The organism is Micromonospora sp. NPDC053740 (genome assembly GCF_040677775.1).
GTDB classification, from domain to species: Bacteria; Actinomycetota; Actinomycetes; order Mycobacteriales; family Micromonosporaceae; genus Micromonospora; species Micromonospora alfalfae.
Map to the genome: position 1 here is coordinate 512,503 of NZ_JBFASO010000002.1, position 21,190 is coordinate 533,692.

22 protein-coding genes are annotated in these 21,190 nt (G+C 72.1%); 8 read left to right on the plus strand and 14 right to left on the minus strand.

Annotated elements, in window-relative coordinates:
- Positions 1-359: 359 nt before the first annotated feature.
- Together AB0K35_RS06965 and AB0K35_RS06970 are read left to right on the plus strand one after the other, a co-directional pair.
- Entirely contained in the window at positions 360-1,664 is a 1,305-nt protein-coding gene (locus AB0K35_RS06965) for a sensor histidine kinase (RefSeq protein WP_238666931.1), read from the plus strand.
- Between the two features lie 58 nt (positions 1,665-1,722).
- Positions 1,723-2,376 (plus strand): response regulator transcription factor, encoded by a 654-nt coding sequence (locus tag AB0K35_RS06970; protein ID WP_030329744.1) that lies wholly within the window; start codon positions 1,723-1,725, stop codon positions 2,374-2,376.
- On the opposite strand, the gene AB0K35_RS06975 is transcribed toward AB0K35_RS06970, so the two are convergent.
- From AB0K35_RS06975 to AB0K35_RS06985, 3 genes are read right to left on the minus strand one after another with little or no spacing between them, the layout of a single operon-like run.
- Entirely contained in the window at positions 2,357-3,019 is a 663-nt protein-coding gene (locus AB0K35_RS06975) for an HAD hydrolase-like protein (RefSeq protein ID WP_238666932.1), read from the minus strand. The genes AB0K35_RS06970 and AB0K35_RS06975 overlap by 20 nt on opposite strands.
- Before the next feature lie 20 nt (positions 3,020-3,039).
- Positions 3,040-3,294: a glutaredoxin family protein gene (locus AB0K35_RS06980; protein ID WP_030490173.1), complete on the minus strand. Its 255-nt coding sequence runs from the start codon at positions 3,292-3,294 to the stop codon at positions 3,040-3,042.
- Entirely contained in the window at positions 3,284-4,891 is a 1,608-nt protein-coding gene (locus AB0K35_RS06985) for an AMP-binding protein (RefSeq protein ID WP_363884154.1), read from the minus strand. Before AB0K35_RS06985 ends, AB0K35_RS06980 begins: the two co-directional genes overlap by 11 nt.
- A gap of 585 nt (positions 4,892-5,476) precedes the next feature.
- On the opposite strand from AB0K35_RS06985, the gene AB0K35_RS06990 reads away from it, so the two are divergent.
- The 3 genes from AB0K35_RS06990 (at position 5,477) to AB0K35_RS07000 (ending at position 8,588) form a co-directional block, all read left to right on the plus strand.
- On the plus strand, positions 5,477-6,433 hold the full coding sequence (locus tag AB0K35_RS06990) for an ECF subfamily RNA polymerase sigma factor, BldN family (RefSeq protein ID WP_238666934.1): 957 nt from the start codon (positions 5,477-5,479) through the stop codon (positions 6,431-6,433).
- 289 nt (positions 6,434-6,722) lie between these two features.
- On the plus strand, positions 6,723-7,592 hold the full coding sequence (locus tag AB0K35_RS06995; RefSeq protein ID WP_363884157.1) for a DUF5667 domain-containing protein: 870 nt from the start codon (positions 6,723-6,725) through the stop codon (positions 7,590-7,592).
- A 126-nt stretch (positions 7,593-7,718) separates the two neighbouring features.
- On the plus strand, positions 7,719-8,588 hold the full coding sequence (locus AB0K35_RS07000) for an HAD-IB family hydrolase (RefSeq protein WP_238666936.1): 870 nt from the start codon (positions 7,719-7,721) through the stop codon (positions 8,586-8,588).
- Between the two features lie 35 nt (positions 8,589-8,623).
- On the opposite strand, the gene AB0K35_RS07005 is transcribed toward AB0K35_RS07000, so the two are convergent.
- The 11 genes from AB0K35_RS07005 to AB0K35_RS07055 form a co-directional block, all read right to left on the minus strand.
- Positions 8,624-9,532 carry a lysophospholipid acyltransferase family protein gene (locus AB0K35_RS07005; RefSeq protein ID WP_238667159.1) on the minus strand — a complete coding sequence of 303 codons (909 nt, stop codon included), beginning with the start codon at positions 9,530-9,532 and terminating at the stop codon, positions 8,624-8,626.
- A 235-nt stretch (positions 9,533-9,767) separates the two neighbouring features.
- Positions 9,768-10,844, minus strand: coding sequence for an NAD-dependent epimerase/dehydratase family protein (locus AB0K35_RS07010; RefSeq protein ID WP_238666937.1), 1,077 nt, complete (start codon positions 10,842-10,844; stop codon positions 9,768-9,770).
- A gap of 122 nt (positions 10,845-10,966) precedes the next feature.
- On the minus strand, positions 10,967-11,068 hold the full coding sequence (locus tag AB0K35_RS07015; protein WP_007465623.1) for an AURKAIP1/COX24 domain-containing protein: 102 nt from the start codon (positions 11,066-11,068) through the stop codon (positions 10,967-10,969).
- A 270-nt stretch (positions 11,069-11,338) separates the two neighbouring features.
- Positions 11,339-11,548 carry a helix-turn-helix domain-containing protein gene (locus tag AB0K35_RS07020; protein WP_007465625.1) on the minus strand — a complete coding sequence of 70 codons (210 nt, stop codon included), beginning with the start codon at positions 11,546-11,548 and terminating at the stop codon, positions 11,339-11,341.
- Between the two features lie 212 nt (positions 11,549-11,760).
- Positions 11,761-12,945, minus strand: coding sequence for an ABC transporter permease (locus AB0K35_RS07025; RefSeq protein ID WP_238666938.1), 1,185 nt, complete (start codon positions 12,943-12,945; stop codon positions 11,761-11,763).
- Positions 12,942-13,844: an ABC transporter ATP-binding protein gene (locus AB0K35_RS07030; RefSeq protein WP_363884160.1), complete on the minus strand. Its 903-nt coding sequence runs from the start codon at positions 13,842-13,844 to the stop codon at positions 12,942-12,944. The genes AB0K35_RS07025 and AB0K35_RS07030 overlap by 4 nt, the downstream gene beginning before the upstream one ends.
- Positions 13,841-15,187 (minus strand): efflux RND transporter periplasmic adaptor subunit, encoded by a 1,347-nt coding sequence (locus tag AB0K35_RS07035; protein WP_363884499.1) that lies wholly within the window; start codon positions 15,185-15,187, stop codon positions 13,841-13,843. The genes AB0K35_RS07030 and AB0K35_RS07035 overlap by 4 nt, the downstream gene beginning before the upstream one ends.
- A 79-nt stretch (positions 15,188-15,266) precedes the next feature.
- Positions 15,267-16,556: a hypothetical protein gene (locus AB0K35_RS07040; protein ID WP_363884162.1), complete on the minus strand. Its 1,290-nt coding sequence runs from the start codon at positions 16,554-16,556 to the stop codon at positions 15,267-15,269.
- Positions 16,557-16,625: 69 nt separating this feature from the next.
- The gene (locus tag AB0K35_RS07045) at positions 16,626-17,201 is read right to left on the minus strand and encodes a TetR/AcrR family transcriptional regulator (RefSeq protein ID WP_238666941.1); all 576 of its coding nucleotides are present in this window, start codon (positions 17,199-17,201) and stop codon (positions 16,626-16,628) included.
- Positions 17,194-17,994, minus strand: coding sequence for an alpha/beta hydrolase (locus AB0K35_RS07050; RefSeq protein WP_363884164.1), 801 nt, complete (start codon positions 17,992-17,994; stop codon positions 17,194-17,196). The genes AB0K35_RS07045 and AB0K35_RS07050 overlap by 8 nt, the downstream gene beginning before the upstream one ends.
- Before the next feature lie 106 nt (positions 17,995-18,100).
- Entirely contained in the window at positions 18,101-19,021 is a 921-nt protein-coding gene (locus AB0K35_RS07055; RefSeq protein WP_238666943.1) for a proline dehydrogenase family protein, read from the minus strand.
- 106 nt (positions 19,022-19,127) lie between these two features.
- On the opposite strand from AB0K35_RS07055, the gene AB0K35_RS07060 reads away from it, so the two are divergent.
- Genes AB0K35_RS07060 through AB0K35_RS07070 form a run of 3 tightly spaced genes read left to right on the plus strand, consistent with a single transcriptional unit; the run spans position 19,128 to position 21,174 of the window.
- The gene (locus AB0K35_RS07060; protein WP_238666944.1) at positions 19,128-19,400 is read left to right on the plus strand and encodes a hypothetical protein; all 273 of its coding nucleotides are present in this window, start codon (positions 19,128-19,130) and stop codon (positions 19,398-19,400) included.
- A 1-nt stretch (position 19,401) separates the two neighbouring features.
- Positions 19,402-20,568, plus strand: coding sequence for a glutathionylspermidine synthase family protein (locus AB0K35_RS07065; protein WP_238666945.1), 1,167 nt, complete (start codon positions 19,402-19,404; stop codon positions 20,566-20,568).
- Positions 20,569-20,586: 18 nt separating this feature from the next.
- On the plus strand, positions 20,587-21,174 hold the full coding sequence (locus tag AB0K35_RS07070; RefSeq protein ID WP_238666946.1) for a CGNR zinc finger domain-containing protein: 588 nt from the start codon (positions 20,587-20,589) through the stop codon (positions 21,172-21,174).
- The last annotated feature ends 16 nt before the right edge of the window (positions 21,175-21,190 follow it).

The window sequence follows — 21,190 nt, forward strand, 5'->3', positions numbered from 1 at the left end:
GGTGCGATCCTCGGCCAACTCCGCTGGTCGGCCGTTTGTGGACTCCCGCTGGCGACCGAGGTTGCCGGCTGTGCTAGCAGGGCGCGTCGGAGTCACAGCGTAGGCGCTTGTGAAGACGTGCACAAATCGCGATCTTGTCGCTGCGTGGCGCGACGTCACCAGCCCCTCCATTCCGCAAGATCGATTGAACGGCCTGGTCCGCTCACCGCCCGGGCGATTATTGCTCAATCCCGACTTCTCTGACCAATCCCGCGCCGGCCCTGTCCAGGGGTCGTCCCGGCGGTGGTAGGGGCAGCACTACGGAGGAGAGGCGGGGTTTCGGGATGGGGACACCGAGCCCAGATGCCTAGCCTTTGAGCATGACCGCCGTTGCCGCCACCAGCGACCGACCGACGCTGGCACCGAGCATCCCCCGCCAGCTCTTCGTCGACTCCGGGTACGTGCTGCTCGGCCTGCCCCTGGCGCTGGCCAGCTTCGTCGTCCTCATCGTCGGCCTCGCGGTCGGCATCGGCCTGGTGGTCACGGTGATCGGCCTGCCGATCCTCAGCGGCACCCTGTACACCGCCCGTGGGCTGGCCGACGTCGAGCGGCTGCGGCTGCCAGCGGTGCTCCACCAGCCCCGGATCCGGCCGCACTACCGGCTTCCCGAGGCCGGCGCGAACGCCTGGCGGCGGATCTTCGTGCCGATGCGGGACGCCCAGTCCTGGCTCGACCTGGCGCACGGCATCCTGCGGCTGATCGCGGCGACGAGCACCTTCGTCGTGACGCTGTCCTGGTGGGCAGCGGCGATCGCCGGCTCGCTCTACTGGGCGTACGACTGGGCCCTGCCCAGGGCCGACGGCGAGGGTGACCAGGACCTGGCGCAGCTGCTCGGCCTGGGCGACTCGACCACCGCCCGGATCGGCCTGTACAGCGCGCTCGGGGTGTTCTTCCTGATCACCCTGCCGATCGTGGTGCGGGGCTGCGCGCTGCTCCAGGCCAGCTTCGCCAAGGCGATGCTGACCGGGGTGGCCGAGATGCGCGACCGGATCACAGTGCTGGAGGAGCAGAAGCGGGCCGCCGTGTCCGCCGAGGCCTCCGCGCTGCGCCGGTTGGAACGTGACATCCACGACGGCCCCCAGCAACGCCTGGTCCGACTGGCGATGGACCTCAGCCGCGCCCGGATGCAGCTCGCCTCGGACCCGGAGGCTGCCGGCCGCACCATCGACGAGGCGGTCACCCAGACCCGGGACACGCTGGCCGAGTTGCGGGCGCTGTCCCGGGGCATCGCGCCGCCGATCCTTGTCGACCGGGGCCTGCCCAGCGCTCTGGCCGCTATCGCCGGCCGCGGGCTGATCCCGATCGAGCTCCAGGTGGACCCGCAGCTCGGCACCCCGGCCGGGCGGCTCGACCCGGCGGTGGAGAACACCGCGTACTTCGTGGTGTCCGAGGCGCTGACAAACGTCGCCAAGCACAGCCGGGCCACCGAGGCCACCGTCGCCGTGGCCCGGCAGGGCACCCACCTGCAGGTACGGGTCGGCGACGACGGGCAGGGCGGTGCACACCTGGCGAAGGGGCACGGGCTCGCCGGCATCGCCGACCGGGTCCGGGCCGCCGGTGGCGAACTGGTGGTGGTCAGCCCGACCGGCGGACCCACCGAGATCCGCGCCGAGCTGCCGCTGTGACCGGTCCGGCACCGCGCCGAGCCCGTACGACGGGCCGGACGTGGTAGACAACACAGCCATGCGCATCGTGATCGCCGACGACGCCGTCCTGCTCCGGGAGGGGCTGGTCCGGCTGCTGACCGAAAGTGGGCACCAGGTGGTGGCCGCCGTCGGGGACGGTGACGCCCTGGTCGAGGCGGTGGTCGAGCACCGGCCCGACGTGTCGATCGTCGACGTCCGGATGCCCCCGTCGCACACCGACGAGGGGCTGCGGGCTGCTGTGGAGGCACGCCGGCTGGTGCCGCGTACGCCGATCCTGGTGCTCTCCCAGTACGTCGAGGTGTCGTACGCCGATGATCTGCTCGCCACCACCGGCGGCGCCGGCGGCGGGATCGGCTACCTGCTCAAGGACCGGGTGGCAGCGATCGACGAGTTCCTGGACGCGCTGCGGCGGGTGGCGGGCGGCGGCACCGTGCTCGACCCGGAGGTGGTCGGTCAGCTCTTCGCCCGGCGTCGCCGCGACGACCCGCTGCGCGAGCTGACCCCCCGCGAGCGCGAGGTGCTCGCCCTGATGGCCGAGGGGCGTTCGAACACCGCCATCGCGCGCGCCCTGGTGGTCAGCGACGGCGCGGTGGAGAAGCACGTGCGCAACATCTTCACCAAGCTCACCCTGCCGCCGGACACCGAACAGCACCGGCGGGTGCTGGCCGTCCTCACCTACCTGCGGAACTGACCTCACGGGCCAGGGCCACCGCGTCGGTGAGGGTGTCGGCCACCGGGTGACCGGAGGCGCGCAGCCGGGCCGGGTCGGTGAACCCGCCGGTGTAGAGCACGGCACTGCCACCCACCGCGAGCGCCGCGTCCGCGTCGTCGATGGAGTCGCCGATCAGCACCACCGAAGCGCCGTCCACGCCCAGTTCGGTCAGGTGCAGCTGGAGCGACTCGGCCTTGTGGCCGCCGCCGACAGCGGCCCGGAGGCCGTCGACGCGGGTGAAGTGACCGGTCAACCCGTACGTGTGCACGGTCGGGACCAGCTCCTCGTGGAACCACATGGACAGCAGGCTCTGGCTGCCCGGCCAGGCCGCCATCGCGGCGCGCGCGTCGGCGGCCAGCTCGCAGGTCGTCAGCCCGGTGCGGTAGGCGTCGTGGAAGATCTTGTCCAGTCGGCCGAACTCGTCGTCGTCCACTGCCTGCCCGAGCACCTCGGCGTAGTACTCGGCGATCGGCCTGCGGAACCGCACCCGGTGCTCGTCCGAGGTGACCGTCGGCCCACCCAGGCTCGCGAACACGACGTTGGTGGCGGACACCACGAGGCTGAGGTCGTTGAGCAGGGTGCCGTTCCAGTCCCAGACGAGGTGCGGGTGCGCAGAGGTCATCAGAGCACCATAGGCACCAGTCAGAGCTGCGGCGTGGTCAGGTCCCGCAGCAGCCGGTCCTCCTCGACCCGCCAGTAGCCGTGCTCCTTGCCGTCGAGCATCACCACCGGCAGCCGGTCCCCGTACTCCCGCTCCAGCCCCTCGTCGCCGGTGACGTCCCACTCGACCCACTTGTCGCCGGTGACCGCTACCACCCGGTCGAGCGCCGCCTTTGCGTCGTCACACAGGTGGCAGCCGGGTCGGGTGATCAGGGCGAGTCGGGCGTCACTGGCCATCGGTTACCTCCGTGCTGTCGGTCGGCGTCGCCGACCGGAGTTGGGTCTTGCGTACCTTGCCGATCGCCGAGTGCGGCAGGGCGTCGACGAACTCGACAGCGGTCGGGCACTTGAACCGGGCCAGGTTCCGAGCGCAGTGGGCGAGCAACTCCTCGCTGGTCACCGGTCGGCCCTGCACCGGCACCACGTACGCCCGCACAGTCTCGCCGGTCCGCGGGTGCGGCACACCCAGTACCGCCGACTCGACCACGCCGGGGTGCCCGGCGAGCACCAGCTCGACCTCGTGCGGATAGACGTTGAACCCGTTGACCAGGATCAGCTCGCCGAGCCGGTCGACCAGGAAGAGGTCGCCGTCCTCGTCGGCGTACGCGATGTCACCGGTGGCCCACCAACCCTCGGCGTCCGGGCCGCCCCGACCGTCGGGCCAGTAGCCGGTGAACAGGTTGCGGCCGGACACCACGATCTGCCCCGGGTCGGTGCCCGGCGCCACGTCGGAGATGTCCAGCTCGTCCGGGTCGTCGTCGGGGACGGCCAGCCCGTCGCGCCACAGGTCCGCCCCGTCGGCGCCGACCAGGCGTAGCCGCACCCCGGGCAGCGGTCGGCCGATCGAACCCGGCTTGGCCCCGCCGCCGACAAGGGTGGAGGTGAGCACCGGCGCGGTCTCGGTGAGGCCGTACCCGATGTGCACCTGATGCCCGGTGGCCTCGGTGAAGCGCGCCGCGACAGCGGGTTCGAGCGGTGCCGCGCCGCAGACCGCCACCCGCACCGACGCGGTCGCCGCGCGGGCCGTGGCCGCGCCGGCCCAGGTCAGGAACATCGACGGTACGCCGACCAGCACGCTGACCCGGTGCCGTGCGACCTCGTCCAGCCCTGCCGTCGGGCCCGGCTCGTCGAGCAGCACACCGGTAGCGCCGTGGTGCACTACCGCGCCGAGCCCCGAGTTGAGCCCGTACGCGTGGAACAGCGGCAACGCCAGGAGAACAGTGTCGTTCGGCCCGACCACCGGCGGCTCGATCGCCGCGACCTGTTCGTGGTTGGCGAGCAGCGCCTGGTGCGAGAGCATCGCGCCCTTGGGTCGCCCCTCGGTGCCGGAGGTGTAGAGCAGTACAGCCAGGTCGGCGCCGCCGCGTTGAGGGCGGGGTGCCGGTCCGGGCGCCTCGGCGGTCGGTGGCGTGCCGTGCACCGAGGCGAGCGCGGGCAACTCGGCTGCCACGTCGGCGACCAGACCTCGGACGTGGTCGGTGGCGATGAGCACCGACGCGCCGGAGTCGGCCAGCACGTGTCGTAGCTCCGGGGCGGTGAGGCCGGGGTTGACCGGCACCGTGACCAGCCCGGCGCGGAGGGCGCCGAGCCAGGCGATCACGAAGTCCGGTGTGTTGGGCAGCGCGATGGCGACGCGTGGCGGCGTACCGCCGGGGTCGGCGGGTGGCGCGGCGGCGGACAGGCCCCGGGCGGCGGCGTCCACCGCGGCGTCCAGTTCGGACCAGCTCACCGTCTGCTCGCGCCAGTGCAGCGCGGGCCGGTCGGCGCTGTCGAGAGCCGCCCGGCGGACCTGGTCGGCGAGGTTCGGCGCGGGGCTTTCCGAGGCGTCCTGCACGGTGATCGAGTCTGGCACAGCGGACGACGACGGACCACGCCCGACGGTTGGGGCCACGCCCGGAGGACGACACCGCGACAGTCCCATGTACGGGACTGTCCGGTGTGCCACCGGCGATCCGATCAGGTCCTGTCGATGGGACGTGCGACGCTGACCACGGGCAGTTCGGCCGCGACGCCCGGCCGGCCGGCGCGGCCGGTCAGCCGAACGGTCGGCAAGCCTCCGACCTGGGGATCCACCCTGGAACACCAAGCCGACGGAAAGTCAATCGCACACGACGGACAACCGGTCCGCCACCGGTGCGACGGAGCGGGAAATACTTCCGCCTTGTGTAACGGACTTGCCACGCGCGGGTGACGTTGGCCCTATCATCACTCGGGTCGGCTCACCCCATTTGCCGTGAGTCGACACCCCTCAGCCCGAGGAGGCCCCCGTGCCTGTGAGCGCATTGGACCAGCACCTCCAGGGGAATTGCCGCCCGTCGGCAACTCCCGTGACCGTCCTGCCCGACCGGTCATCCGGTCGGTCCGCACCGACGAGACCTAGACCGGCCCGTCCGGCGACCGACGGGACGGGGGCAACACGGTGACCACCTTCGGTTACGCGGAACGCCCGGTCGGCCTGACCGGTCAACCCGCCCGCTCCCACGTCAACGAGCGGCCAGCGGCCCGTGCCCCATCGGACGAACAGCACGGCGGTGTCGTGCGGGGTGACGGCGCGGCGCAACGGATCCGCAGCCGGCCACACCACAACGAGCCACCGCCGCGACCCGCGGTGCCCGGTGGAAACGCGAAGCCGGCCGGCGGCCGGGTCGCCGTACCGCAGCGGCCCACAATGCCCGTGCAGGGCCGTCGGGTAAGCGACACACCGGCGGTCACCACCGACCCGGCGGCTGGTGAGACAGCGGTGATCCCGGCGGTGCCGGCCACCACCGCGACCACCCCGACCGGTTTCCCGAGCCGCCCGGACCCGTCCGACCCGGCAACCGAGGTCTGGACGCTGATCGAGCGGGCCCAGGCCGGCGAGTCCGAGGCGTTCGGTCTGATCTACGACCGTTACGTGGACACCGTCTTCCGGTTCGTCTACTTCCGGGTCGGCAACCGGCAACTCGCCGAGGATCTCACCTCGGACACCTTCCTGCGCGCGCTCAAGCGGATCGGCAGCTTCACCTGGCAGGGCCGCGACCTCGGCGCCTGGCTGGTGACGATCGCCCGCAACCTCGTCGCGGACCACTTCAAGTCGGGCCGGTACCGGCTGGAGGTCACCACCGGCGACGTGCTCGACGCCGACCGGGAGGACCGGGGCCCGGAGGGCAGCCCGGAGGCGGCGGTGGTGGAGCACATCACCAACGTCGCGCTCCTCACCGCTGTGAAGCAGCTCAACCCGGAGCAGCAGGAGTGCATAGTGCTCCGCTTCCTCCAGGGCTTCTCGGTCGCCGAGACGGCCCGCGCGATGGGCAAGAACGAGGGAGCCATCAAGGCCCTCCAGTACCGCGCCGTCCGCGCCCTGGCCCGGCTGCTGCCCGACGGCTTCCAGCCGTAGTTTGTTACGGCGGGACCGACGGGCGCCGATCAGCGTCCGCGCAGCTCAGAGTCGGTCCCGCCCGGTGATGACCATCACTTTCTGTAATTTCCGCTCCGCCAGGCCCGTAACCCGTGCCCGGTCCGCCGCGTTTCTCCGGGTGCGACCGGTGGATGTCCCGGCAGGCCCGGGTCACCGAGGTCCGACCGGCATGCCGGCGGCACCTCACCTCCGTGGTGTCACACTGCCGCCCGGTCGCTGGCAACGACGGCGGCCGACCGGCCGTGACCAGCGAGAGGAGGTGCCTGCGGTGGACAACACCCTCTTCTCCCGCCGGCGCGCGGAGCGCTTCGCGCAGCTTCTCGACGAGGCCAACGGCGCTCGACGACACCACGTGCGATCCCGGGTGGACGGCCAACTGGCGCCGCTCGTCGCAGTGGGTCAGCGGCTCAGCGTCGACCCCCCGGCTGTCGAGGTGGACCAGGACTTCCGTACCGGCCTGCGGGCGATGCTGCTCGCAACCGCCGAGCGGGAAGGGCTGGGCAACACGCCAGCGGCGGTCAGCGAACCGGCCGCCACCACCACCCGCGGGCGGCTACTGCCGGCGGTCACCGCACGGCGGGCCCGAGCCCGGGGCGCGATCCTGGTCGGCATCGCCGCCGGGGCCATCGCCGTCTCCGGGATCTCCGCCGCCAGCGAGAACGCGGTGCCCGGTGACGCGCTGTACGGCATGAAGCGCTCCACCGAACGGGCACAGCTCGCCCTGGCCAGCTCCGACATCAGCCGGGGCCAGCTCTTCCTGGACTTCGCCCGGACCAGAGTCGGCGAAGCCGCAAAGCTGCGCGGCGACCGGATCGGCTACAGCGCGGTCCTCGACGACATGGACGCCGACAGCCGGCAGGGAGTTCGCCTGCTGACCTCGGCTGCAGTACAGCGGGCCGAGCCGGGCAGCCTGGACACTCTGAACACCTTCGTGTCGAGCCAGCGCCGGGCGGTACGCGGTCTGCTCGACGGGAGCACCCGGGTCGACCGGGAACGCACCCAGCGGTCCCTGGCGTTGCTGGACAGCATCCGGGAACGCTCGGACGACCTGCGCGCGGCGATCTCCTGCGGCCTGCCGGCACCGACCGCCAGCGACGCCCTCGGGCCAGATCCGAGCACCTGCCCCGGGGCCCGCTGACCCGCGTCCCCATACCGCACGTCCGACCGGCCGCGCCACAGTTCGCTGTGTGCCCGGCCGGTCGCCCGTCTACGGCGGATACCCTCGCGGAGGAGCATCCGTCGTACCGGTGAGGAAGGGATTCGCGTGGCGCGTAGCCGTAAGGTGACGGTCAGCACCGACGCCGAGGGGCACACCGCAGCCTGGGCGGAGACCGACCTGGCCCCGGTCAGCGCACCCGACCAGACCGCCGCGGCGTTCTTCGACGTGGACAACACCATGATGCAGGGCGCATCGATCTACTGGTTCGCCCGTGGTCTCGCCTCCCGCAACTACGTGACCACCGCCGACCTGGCCCGATTCGCCTGGCAACAGCTCCGCTTCCGACTGCTGGCCCGGGAGCACGCCGGTGACATGTCACTGGCCAAGGAGGCGGCGCTGGCCTTCGTCCAGGGCTGGCGGGTGAACGAGGTCGAACACCTCGCCGAGGAGATCTTCGACGAGATGATGGCCCCCCGGATCTGGGCCGGCACCCACCAGCTCGCTCAGCGTCACCTGGCCGCCGGTCAGCGGGTCTGGCTGGTCAGCGCCGCCCCGGTCGAGATCGGCCGGGTGATCGCCGCCCGGCTCGGCCTGACCGGCGCCATCGGCACCGTGGCCGAGGTGCTGGACGGGGCGTACACGGGGCGGTTGGTGGGTGACCTGATGCACGGGCCGGCCAAGGCTGAGGCGGTCACCCAGCTCGCCGCCGTGGAAGGGCTCGACCTGTCCCGCTGCGCGGCCTACAGCGATTCCGCGAACGACCTGCCGCTGCTCTGTGCTGTGGGCCGGGCGGTGGCCGTCAACCCGGACGGCGCCCTGCTGCGGCAGGCCCGCCAGCACGGCTGGGAGGTGCGGGACTTCCGCACCGGTCGCCGTGCGGTCAAGATCGCCGTACCGTCGACAGCGGCGGCCGGGCTGGTCGCGGGCGCGGTCACCGCCGGCCTGGCCCTGCAACGCCGCCGCCGCGCCGGCTGAGACGCCCGTTCAGAAGCCTCGGCTCCGACCCGCGGCTAGGGGCCGAACGGGTCGGGCCGTCGCTCCAGCAGCGTGTGCAGCGTCTGCTGGATGGTCTCCCGCACCTGGTCGGCGAGGTTGAAGACCACCAGCGGGTCGTCCGCCGAGTCGGTCAGGTGGGCGGTGGGAATCGGCGGGCAGAACTCGATCAGCCACTTGCTGGGTAGCGGCACCATGCCCAGCGGGCCGAGCAGCGGGAACGTCGGCGTGACCGGGAAGTAGGGCAGCTTCAGCAGCCGCGCCAGGGGCTTCATGTCGGCGAGCATCGGGTAGATCTCCTCGCCGCCGACGATGGCGACTGGCACGATCGGGGTGCCGGTGCGCAGCGCCGCCGAGACGAAACCGCCCCGCCCGAAGCGTTGCAGTTTGTAACGGTCTGCGTAGAGCTTGCCGATGCCCTTGAAGCCCTCGGGGAACACACCCACCAGATCGCCGCCGCCGAGCAGCCGCTCGGCGTCCGGGTTGCAGGCCACAGTGCCGCCGGTCTTGCGGGCCAACTCGGAGACCACCGGCATCCGGAAGACCAGGTCGGCGCCGAGCAGCCGCAGGTAGCGGTGGGCGGGATGCTTGTCGTGCAGCGCCGCCGAGAGGATCAGGGCGTCCAGCGCCACAGTCCCGGAGTGGTTGCCGACCACCAGGGCGGGCCCGTCCACGGGGACGTGCTCCACCCCACTGACCTCGGTGCGGAACCAGTCCCGGTAGAGCAGCCGCAGCAGCGGGTGGAAGACGGCATCGGTCAACTCCGAGTCGAAACCGAACTCGTCGACCTCGTAGTCACCGGAGAGCCGCCGGCGCAGGAACGCCAACCCGTTCGCGACCTTGCGGTCCCAGTGGTCGCCGGGGCGGTCCGACACCGCCGGCTCGGTGCCGCCGGGCAACCCGGCGTCGACCTCGTCGGCCGGCATCGAGGCCGGCGGTGCGGACGAGGCCGGCGGTTCCGTCGGGGTCGGCGCGGCCTGCGCGGCCGGCGCGGCCGGTCGGTGTCCGTTGCGCCGCGCCGGCTCCGCGTCCGGCGCGGGCACCTGCTGCGGTACGTCGAAACGCCCGACCGACTGCGGGTCGCGCCGCTCCTCCGGCCCACTCATGATGCCGCCTCGGTTCGCGACTGCGGGGCTCGCAGGACCGGCTCACTCCTCGCGCTCATGATGAACGCTCCCGGACCGCTGAGCGGACCTGCCGGATGCCGTCCAGGACGAGTTGCTCGGCAGCGGCCAACTGATCCCGGGTGACCACCACCCCACCGTGATGGGCCCGGATGAAGTCCTCGAACGCCTCGGCGGTCGACCGGGGCGTGAAGCCGTACTCCTGCTCAAGCCGGCTGGTGTCGACCACCCGGCCGTGCACGAAGAGGTCGACCTGGTCCAGGCCGTAGCGGCCGAAGCCCATGGTGCGGGCCAGCGCGGCGGCCCCAGAGAGACCCGGCTCCAGCACCGGGACGGCGACCCGTCCGGCGCGCCGGATCGCCTGGGACAGCGACAGCACCCCGGGGCCGGCGACGTTGTAGGTGCCGGGATGGTCCTCCACGATCGACCGGTACAGCACCTCCAACGCGTCGTCGAAGTGCAGGAACTGGAGGCGGGGGTCACGGCCGAAGACGGTCGGCACGAACGGCTGCGAGAAGTAGCGGGTCAACGTGGTGTCGGCGGTCGAGCCGATGAACGGGGCGAAGCGCAGCACCGTGGCGGTGACGTCGGACCGACGGCGACGGAAGCCGCGCACGTACCCCTCAAGGTCGAGGATGTCGCGGCCGAAACCGCCACGCGGCACCTCGCGGGGTTCGGTTTCCTCGGTGAAGACCGCCGGATCCCGGAACGACACCCCGTAGGCGGCTGTCGACGAGCGGACCACGAGTTTGCGCAGTCGGGGTGCCCGCTGGCAGGCGGCGAGCATCTGCATGCTGCCGATGACGTTCTGGTCCTTCATCGCGGACCGGCCGCCGTGCTGCGGGTCGGGTGAGGTGACCAACGCGAGGTGCACCACCGCGTCGACGTCCAGGTCGGCGAGGAGGCCACCGAGGGAACCGCTGTCGACGCGGATGCGTTCGACCCGGTCGAGCAGGTCGGTGAACTCGATGCCGGAGTCCGGTGCGTCGACACCGATGACCCGTTCGATGCGCGGATCGGCGGCCAGTCGGGCCGCCACGTGGGCACCCAGGTAACGGCCCACTCCGGTGACGACGACGACCCCCGGAGCACCTGAGGTGCCACCGGGGGTCATCTGACGCACCTACGCCGGCAGGATGGACCGAGCCGGGACGACCACGGCCTGATCACCTGAGCCTCCGGAGGTCGACAGTTTGGCAAGTGACGCCGAACGCCGGGCGTTGAGCCCGGCGGCGATCACTTGCCGAGACGGCGACGCTGGACGCGGGTCTTGCGCAGCAGCTTGCGGTGCTTCTTCTTAGCCATGCGCTTACGGCGCTTCTTGACCACCGAGCCCATACGACAGCCTTTCGATACAACGTGCGGGGCGGACCGGATGACACCACGCAGGTGGCGACGGCGACCGCTTGCGGACAACGGACCGGACCAGTCTGGGCGGCGGGGCGCACCGGTGGGGTCTCGGTCGGGCTCCAGGGTAGCCGGAGGGCGTCAGCCGGACCAACGCGCCCCCGTCGCCGCTGCCTCTGGTTCGCGACCGCAGGGCCCGCGAGCTCACTCCTTACGCCCACCGATGCCGGTCAGCCGCCGGCCAGAGGGCGGGCCGGTGGCTCAGGCGGTCTCCTGAAAGGCACCCCGGAGATATTCGTGCACCGCATGCTCGGGCACCCGGAATGACCGGCCGACCCGGACGGCGGTGAGCTCACCGCTGTGCACCAGGCGATAGACAGTCATCTTTGACACCCGCATGACCGTCGCCACTTCCGCAACGGTCAGGAACTTGACCTCCGACAGCCGTCCGTCGGACTGTGACCCGGCCATGGCTCACCGACCCATCCCATGCCCGGCGCGTGCCAACCCGACGGATGCTCCGGGCCGGGCCGGCGACGCGCGTGTTACCAGTACGGTAGCGGGGCGGTTGTGACCGGCGCGATCCCTTCCTGCAACTGATCATGCTTCGGGGGCCTGTTCACCCGATCCGTGCTCCCGGTATCCGCCAGTGCGCGTCCGTCGTCCGGTTGTTCCGGTCGTGCTCATTCGGTACGCAGCGCGACCACCGGGTCGAGACGGCCGGCGCGCTGCGCGGGAACCACCCCGAAGACGATGCCCACCACCGCCGAAACGCCGAAGGCGAGCGCCAACGACCACCAGGTGATCGCCGCCGGAATTGGCGACAGCGCGTCGACAAGCATTGCGGTGCCCACTCCCAGCGCCATCCCGGTGAGCCCGCCGATCGTGGTGAGCAGCACCGCCTCCAGCAGGAACTGCACGCCGATGTCGCGGGGTCGTGCGCCGACGGCCTTGCGCAGCCCGATCTCCCGGGTCCGCTCCCGGACGCTGACCAGCATGATGTTGGAGACGCCGACGCCGCCGACGAGCAGCGAGATGCCGGCGATGGCCGCCAGCACGCCGGTGAGGACACCGAGGATGTCGCCGAGCACGCCGAGGATCTGCTGCTGGGTGACGGCACTGAACTCGGTGTCCGGGTGGCGACGGTTCAGCTCGGCGACGATCCGTTCGCCCAGCTCGTCGATCCGCTCCCGGTCCGGTGCCTTCACCGCGATGCCGTCGACCCGCTGGGTGCCCCAGAGTCGCTGCGCGGCGGTCACCGGCACGTGCACCTCGTCGTCCCGGTCGACGCCGAGGCTCTGCCCCAGCGGCGCGAAGACACCGATCACCCGGAACCGCACCCCGGCCAGCGCCACCTGCTGGCCGAGCGGGTCCCGGTCGGGGAAGAGCGCACGGGCGACCGAGTCACCGAGCACCGCCACCCGTCGGCTGGTGTCCACGTCGGTGCCGGTGAGGTAGCGTCCCCGCGCCAGCGAGCGGGTGAACACCGCCGGGGTCGTCTCCAGGACGCCCTGCACGGTGGTGAAGTCGGAACGGGCACCGGCCCGCGCTGTCGCCCCGGAGGCGACGGTGACCGCCACCCGATCGGGGTCGCCGACCACCCGGGTGACGGCGTCCACGTCCTTGAGGGTCAGCGGCGAGACGACAGGCGCGTTGCCCACCTCGATCCGGCCGGGCACGACAAGCAGCAGGTTGGAGCCGAGGCCCTCGACCTGTTGCTCGACCTTCTGCTTGGTGCCGGTGCCGATGGCCACCAGCAGCACCACCGAGGCCACCCCGATGATCACCCCGAGCATTGTCAGCGCGCTGCGCAGCCGGTTGGCCCGCAGGGCGTCCAGCGCCACCCGCCACGCCTCGGCGACCCTCACGCCGTACCCCCGTCGTGCGGAAGGCGCCCGGTGGCTCCGGCGGCGCCACCGGAGCCACCGGACGGGTGCCCCGGACCGCTTCCGGACGCGGACCGGGGCTCCGCGCTGGGAGCGGAGACCAGTGTCGCAGGTCGACCGTGATCAACGGACGGCGGTCGATCATGGGCGGAGGACGGGTCGGCGCTGTCGGCCACGACCACCCCGTCGCGCATGGTGATCCGACGGTGGGCGCGGGCCGCCACCTCCTGGTCGTGGGTGACCATCACCAGCGCCACCCCGGACTCCGCGTTCAGTTGTTCCAACAGCTCCAGCACGGCGGCGCCGGTGACGCTGTCCAGGTTGCCGGTGGGTTCGTCGGCAAGCAGCACCGTCGGCTCGGTGACCAGGGCGCGGGCGATCGCCACCCGCTGCTGCTCACCGCCGGACATCTGGTTGGGCCGGTGGTCCAGCCGGTGCCCGAGGCCGACCCGGCCCAACATCGCCGCCGCCCGCTCCCGCCGCTGCCGCGCCGACACTCCCCGGTAGACAAGGGGCAGTGCCACGTTCTCCACCGCCGAGGTACGCGGCAGCAGGTGGAACGCCTGGAAGACGAAGCCGATGGTCTCGTTGCGCAGGGTCGCCATCTCCGGTGGGGCGAGGGCGTTGACGTCCCGCCCGCCGATCACCAGGCGGCCACCGGTGGGCCGGTCCAGCCCACCGAGGAGGTGCATGAGGGTGGACTTGCCCGAGCCGGACGGCCCGACCAGGGCCACGTAGTCCCCCGGCTGCACAGTGAGCGACACCCCGCGCAGCGCCGCCACCGACACCCCGTCGAGCTGGTACGTCCGGGACACGTCCACCGCCTCGATGGCCGGTACGCGCTCCCCTGCCGACCGGTCTGCGACGGCGGGTTCGGTCACTGGACTTCCTGGCCGTCGCGGACCTGGTCGGCGCCGCGCACCACGATCCGGTCGCCGGGTTGCACGCCGTTGAGGATCTGCACCAGGTCGGACCCCTGGACGCCCACTGTCACCGAGGCCCGGCCCGCCTTGCCGTCCCGGACCACCCAGACCGCGTCCCGGCCGTCGGCGGAGAACACCGCCGACGCGGGGACGGTCACCGCGTCGGCGGCCTCGCGTACCCGCAGGTGCACTATCGCGTTCATGCCGGGGCGGGGCGTCGGAGCAGGCTCGTCCTCGGCCAGCTTCCCGGCGCCCAGCGCCAGGCGGACCCGGTAGGTGACCCCGCCCTGCGCGGAGTTGGTGGGCAGCACGTCGACCGAGCGGACGGTGGCGTCGTAGCTGGCACCGGTGACGGCGTCCAACTCGACAGTGGCTGTCACACCGGCCTTGACGAGGAGTACGTCGGTCTCGTCCACCTCGGCGAGCAGTCCGAGCTGCCCGGTGTCCACCACTGTCAGCACCGGTGTGCCGGCGGTGACCAGCCCGCCAACCACTACCGCGTCGTCCACCCCGGCCGGCGGACCGCCCTGGCTGGGGGCCAGCACGGACGGGTCGAGGCCCGCCCCACCGGCCTGCTCCAACAGCCCGACCAGACCGGCATTCGCGCCACCGCCGGCCCGGGTGCCGCCGGGCTGCACCACCCCGGCGATCGGGGCACGCAGGGTCAGCGCGTCGACTGTCGCCTTCGCCAGGTCGTACGCCTGCTGGGCCTGGAGCCGCTGCGCCGCGGACAGTGCGCCGACGGCGGAACTCAACCCGTTGATCCCCCGCTGCACCGCGCGAACCGCCTGGTCGGCGCTGCGCGCGGCGGCGCTGTATTGCTGTTGAGCGGACGTCACCTGGGTCAGCAGCGCGTTCCGCAACTGCGGATCGGCGATCTTCTCGGCGGCTTTCCGCGCCGCGTCGAACGCCTCACTGGCCGCCTTGTCGGTGCCACGCCGGCTGCTGGTCAGGCTGCCTGATCCGACGCCCCGGCCGGCGCGCTTCGCGGCGGACAGCGCCTCCTTGGCCTGACGGAGACGCTGCTGCGCGCTCGGCGAGTCGACAACCGCCAACACCTGACCGCGCTTGACCCGCTGTCCAGGCTGGACACGCAGGCTGGCCACTGTGCCGTCGGCGGGAGCGGTGAGGGTGGCGGCGGCGCGGGCGGTCACCGTCGCGGGCGCATCGATCACCTCGGTGACCGGGTTGCGGGCGGCCGACGCCAGCGCGAGATCGGGGCCTTCGTCGCCGCAGGACGCGGCGGTGGTGGCGGTGAGGACGACGACGGCGGTCAGGGCGGTGAGCAGGCGGGGCCGCATGGTGCTGGCGGGCCGTGACGACTGAGGACGGCGCACCCATCGATGGTACGGCGCACCGCCGCACCGCCTCCGAGCTGCGTCAGCCGGCGGCGGCGCGGACGTACGCCACGCACTCGTCGTGCAACGTCGACCACTGCTCACCGAACGCCTTCTCGGAGGCCGCGTCGATGGTTCGGCCGTCGTGCACCACCGTCTTGAAGAAGGTGAGCAGCCGCAGCGGCCCGTACCTGTCGACGAGGTGCCGAACTGCCAGGTAGCCGATGCCGTAGCTGGCGGCGACCCGTTCGGCGGGGGCGTCGTCGGCGGGGTTGACGCCCTCCAACTTGCCGTCCCAGCCGCCCCGGACCATCTTGCGGACGTCGGCGATCCCCTCGTACCTGTCGACCGCCTGGTCGCCGGCACCGGCGAACTCGGCCAGGCCCTCGACCAACCACCAGGTGAGCTTGCCCGGGTAGCCGCGTTCCGGCAGCGACGCCGCGTGGGTCAGCTCGTGCCGCAGCAGGTCGTCGGTGCCGCTGTTGGTGAGCCCTTCGGCGTTGAGCACCACCTCGTGGTGACCGCCGCCCACTGTGACCGCGTAACCGCCGGTCCATTCCGGGCGCTCCCCGCCGTACCAGCGCTGCCACTCGGTGCGCCCGGCGTAGAAGATCCGGTACCGGTCCGGCGGTGATCCGGTCACCGCGTACCCGTCGGCGACCTTGGCCGCGGCTTCCGCCTGCGCGAGCAGGCCGGGCAGTTTGCCGCGCAGCGCCGGGGTGGTGGCGACCATGGTCCGCGCGCCGACGGCGACCGCCAGCTCGCTGATCTCCCACGGTCGGGTGCCGGTCTCCACTGACTTGGATTCCTCCATGGCGACCATCCGGGGCTGGTCACCGTTCTCCCGCCAGCGGGTGCCGATCAGCACCGGGCTGGGCCGGCAGTTCGGCGTGACGAAGCAGTACTGGAAGCGCACCAGCAGCCGCCACTCGCCGGGCTTGCCGATGATCGGCACGGGCAGGCCACTCGGCTCGGCCCGCCAGCCGGTCACCTTGAGTTCGCGTAGTGCGGCGAAGCGTCTGCGCAGGTCGTTGTGGGCGACGGGATCGGCGATGGCGAGGAACCCGGCGCGGTCGCCGCCGAGGAGTGCCGCGGACTGCCTGTGGAGCTGGGCGGTGATCCGGTCGGACAACCCGCGGGCCACTGCGGTGGCCGGGTCGTCGGCCGCCGACGCACCGACCCGACTGACTGTGGGGCGCGCGCCTGTCTCCCGGATCACTCCGACGACGAGCGCCGCCGGCAGGCCGCAGCCCAGCAGCAGGACAACCACCACGAGCACCGTCCACAGCGGCCAGAGCCGCCGCGGTGCTGGCTGCTGCACCTCGTCAGTCACCCGCCGAAGGGTACGACCACTACCTGGATGCGGCGAGGCCGCCCCGGGCCGATCGGGACTGCCGCTCGCTCACCCGCCGGTGCGCGGCCAGGAGCGGAACGAGATGTCCATGCTCGCTACCAACTGGTGGTACGAGCGGTCGACGTCACGGGGCAGACCGAAGCCGCCTGCGGCCTCCAGGGTCACGAAGCCGTGCAGGGCGCTGCGCAGCGCACGGGTGGCGTCCACCGCGTCGTCGCCGGTGAGCCCGTACCCGCGCAGCACGGCGAAGATGGCACCGACCGCGCGTTCGCCGGCCTCGACGTGTTCCGGGTCGGCCGGGTCGGGCACCCGCTGCGTCGCCGGGTAGCGGCCGGGGTGCCGCAGGGCGTAGTTCCGGTAGGCCTCCGCCATGGCCCGGAGCGCGTCGCCACCGGAGCGGCCGACGGCGGCGGTGGTCATCTCGGTGGCCAGCTCGGCGGTGGCCAGGGCGGCCAGCTTCTGGGCCAACGCGTCCGCCCCCCGTACGTGCTTGTAGAGGCTGGGCAGCGCCACCCCGAGCCGGCTGGCGAGCGCGGCGAGGGTGAGCTGTTGGAAGCCGACCTCGTCGGCCAGCCGGGCCGCCTCCCGTACGACTGTCTGCTGGTTGAGGCCGACCCTAGGCACCGGCGCACACCGCCAGAAAGCCGAGCAGCTCCTCGGCGGTGCGTTGCGGCCGGTCGGCGTGCGGGTAGTGGCCGGACTCCTCGATCATCCGAGCTTCGGCGGTGCCGAAGAGCCGCCGGGCGGCCCGCGCCTCGGCTCCCGGGTCGGGGAAGTCCGGGTCCTTGGATCCCATCAGCACCAGCACCGGTTGCCGCACCTGCGGGGCGCGGGCGGTCCAGTGCGGCTCGGCCGGTGCGATCACGCCGCGTGTCGCGGCCATCCGGCCGGGCTCGCGCAGGTTGGCCACCATCGCGCGGCGGTACGCGGCGTCGTCGGCGGGCCGGTGCACCGGGAACAGGGTGTTGTGGAACATCCCGAACAGTCGAGGGCTGTGCAGCACTGACCACATCGCCATCCGCAGCAGCGGGTTGAGCTTCGGCTGACCGACGAACGCGCCGATCTGCACGATGCCGGTGACCAGCTCGGGCGCGTCGGTGGCGGCGAAGACCACGGCCGCCGCGGCGGACGAGCTGCCGACCAGCACCGCCGGACCGGCGTCGAGGTCGCGGACCACGGCCAGCAGGTCCGCGCCGACCTCCGCCGGGGCGTACGTGTGCCAGCCGGCGCTGGATTCGCCGTGCCCCCGGACGTCGACCGAGGCGACCCGGTGGCCGGCTGCCACCAGCAGCGGCACGAGGTGCCGGAAGCTCGCCCTGTTCTCGCCCATGCCGTGCGCGAGGACCACCAACGGCCCTTCGCCCTGCGCCTCGTACGCGATGTGTCCGCCGTCCCGCCGCACCTGGCTAGTTGTCATAGCTCTAAAGCTAAGTCACTTAGCCAACGTTGGCAAGCCGGATACCGGAAACGGGCCGACGGTGACCCGAGGGGCCACCGTCGGCCCGTCGGCCGAACCGGAGGAACTACTTCTTGGAGATCAGGGCACGGCCGAAGAAGACCAGGTTGGCGGGGCGCTCGGCGAGCCGGCGCATCAGGTAGCCGTACCACTCGTCGCCGTACGGGACGTAGGTGCGCACCGTGTAGCCGTCGCCGGCCAACCGGGCCTGCTCCTCGGGGCGGATGCCGTAGAGCATCTGGAACTCGAAGCGCTCCGGCCCCCTGTCGAACCACCGGGCCCGGTCCTCACCGATGGCGATCATCCGCGGGTCGTGGGTGGCCAGCATCGGGTAACCGTCGCCGGACATCAGGATGTTCATGCAGCGCACGTACGACTTGTCCACCTCACGGGCCGACTGGTACGCCACCGACTCCGGCTCCTTGTAGGCGCCCTTGCACAGCCGCACCCGCGACCCGGCCGAGGAGAGCTCCCGGCAGTCCGACTCGGTCCGCCGCAGGTACGCCTGGAGCACCGCGCCGGTCGACGGGAAGTCCTTGCGCAGCCGGCTCAGCACCTCCAACGTCGAGTCGGTGGTGGTGTGGTCCTCCATGTCCAGCGTGACAGTTGTGCCCGCCGCGTCGGCCGCCGCGCAGATCGCCCGCGCGTTGTCGTACGCCAACTGCTCGTCGAACATCTGGCCGAGGGCGGAGAGCTTCACGCTCACCTCGGCGGCCGGGGTGAGCCCCGCGGCACCGAGCATCCTCAGCAGTTTCAGATATTCGTCCCGGGTGGCGGTGGCCTGCTCGGGGCGGACGGTGTCCTCACCGAGGTGGTCGAGGGTGACCGCGAGGCCGTCGTCGACGAGCCCGCGGGTCGCGCGCAACGCGTCGTCTGTGGCAGCGCCGGCGACGAACCGGCGGACGACGTCCCGGGTGTACGGGGCAGTCGCGACGAGCCGCTCGACCTGGGATGACCGGGAGGCGGCGAGGATGACGGAACGGAGCATGAGCCGAGCGTAACGCCCCTGCCAGGGGCCTCGCCGAGGGGCGGCCGGGCCACCTCGGCATGGGGGCGGGGCGGCGGCGGTGGCGTCGATCGGCTACAACGATGCCGTGGACCAACGCCCCCGCCGCCGACTCCGATCGGCCTCCGTGCAGCTCGGCGCGCTCACCGCTCTCGCGCTCGCCCTTTCCGGCTGCAACATGACCTCGGACGACGACGATGACGACGACTGCGCCCTCGGGCCGGTCGGCGGCGGCGACACGGTCGCGCTGGCGATGCGGGTCACCGACCCGACGGCCGGTCGCACCGCCCCGGAGCCGACCACTGCGGCCCTGCCCGAACGCGGCGGATTCGGCACCCACCTCGCCGCCTGCGGCGGCTGACATGCGCCGCGAGACGGTCACGCCCCGCCCCGACTGGGACGCCACCATCCGGTCGCAGGGGCTGGTCTACGTCGACACCGAGCTGCCCGACGGCGGGATCATGTCGTACTGGGACGAGACCGCCGCGTACGCCTTCGACCTGGACGAGGTGCTGCGGCTGGAGGAGGCCACCGAGGAGCTACACCGGATGTCGGTGGCCGCCGCCGAACACGTGGTGGCGCAGCGCCGGTACGCCGAGTTCGGCATCCCGGAGTGGGCGGCCGAGGCGGTGGCCCGGTCGCTGCGGGAGACGCCGCCGACCCTGTACGGGCGCTTCGACCTCGCGTACGACGGCACCTGGCCTCCGAAGATGTTGGAGTACAACGCGGACACCCCCACCGCGTTGGTCGAGGCGAGCATCATCCAGTGGTACTGGCTGGAGCAGACCCGGCCGGAGCTGGACCAGTGGAACAGCCTGCACGAGCGGCTGGTCGGCGCCTGGGCCAAGATCGGGGCCGGGCTGCACGACCCCCGGGTGCACGTGCTCTGGTCGAACGAGGAGGAGTCCGGCGAGGACCACATGACCGCCGGCTACCTCGCCGAGACCGCCCGGCAGGCCGGCCTGAGCGTCGAGCTCCAGCCCATCCAGGAGATCGGCTGGGACGGCCGGCGTTTCGTCGACGCGGACGACAACCCGGTGACCACCTGCTTCAAGCTCTACCCGTGGGAGTGGATGCTGGCCGAGCCGTACGGGCCGGCGGCCCTGGCCCCGGGCACCCCGACCACCTGGATCGAGCCGGCCTGGAAACTGCTGCTCTCCAACAAGGCGCTGCTCGCGGTCCTCTGGGAGCTGTACCCGGGCCACGAGTACCTGCTCCCGGCGTACCTCGACTCGCCGCGCGGCATGCCGGAGTACGTCGCCAAGCCACTGCTGGGCCGCGAGGGTGGGTCGGTACGCATCGTCACCGCCGATGAGGAGATCACCAACCCGGGGATCTACGGCGACGAGGGCTGGTGCTACCAGGAGTTCCGGGCGTTGCCGCAGTTCGCTGGCAACCGGATGGTGCTGGGCAGCTGGATCGTCGACGGCGAATCGGCCGGCGTGGGTGTGCGGGAGAGCGCGAGTCTGATCACCGACGGCTACGCGCGGTTCCTGCCGCACTACATCGACGCGCCGCGCACCCGCTGAGTCGTCTACCGTTGGGGTGTGAACTTCGACGCGTACGCCCGGACCGGCGTTGACCTGGTCAACGCCCGCCTGGACGACCTCGACGACCTGCGGGCCCTCTTCCCCGACGAGAACGCCTGGATGCGCGACGAGGTCGCGGACCGGGACGTGGCGATTTTCCGCCGGGCGCAGAAACGGTTGCGCGACGTCTTCGAGTACGGCACCTCGGGGCGGGACGCCCAGGCGGTCACCGAGCTGAACACGCTGCTCGAGGCGTTCCCGGTGCAGCCGCGCATCTCCGGGCACGACTCCAGCGACTGGCACATGCACGTGACCAGTCGGGGTGCCTCGGTCAGCGCCGAATACCTGGCCGGCGCGGTCTGGGGGCTGTCGGTCTGGCTCTGCGAGTACGGCAGCGCCCGGTTCGGGGTCTGCGCCGACGAGCGGTGCGGCAACGTCTACCTGGACACGTCGTCCAACTGCTGCCGGCGGTTCTGCTCGGAGCGCTGCGCCACCCGCTCGCACGTCGCCGCGCACCGGGCCCGTAAGCGGGCGGCGGTCGGCGAGCAGGTGACCGTCGCCCAGCAGCCGACCTCCGCCGCCGATTCCCTCTCACCGGTCAGCTGACACCGCCACCGCCCGA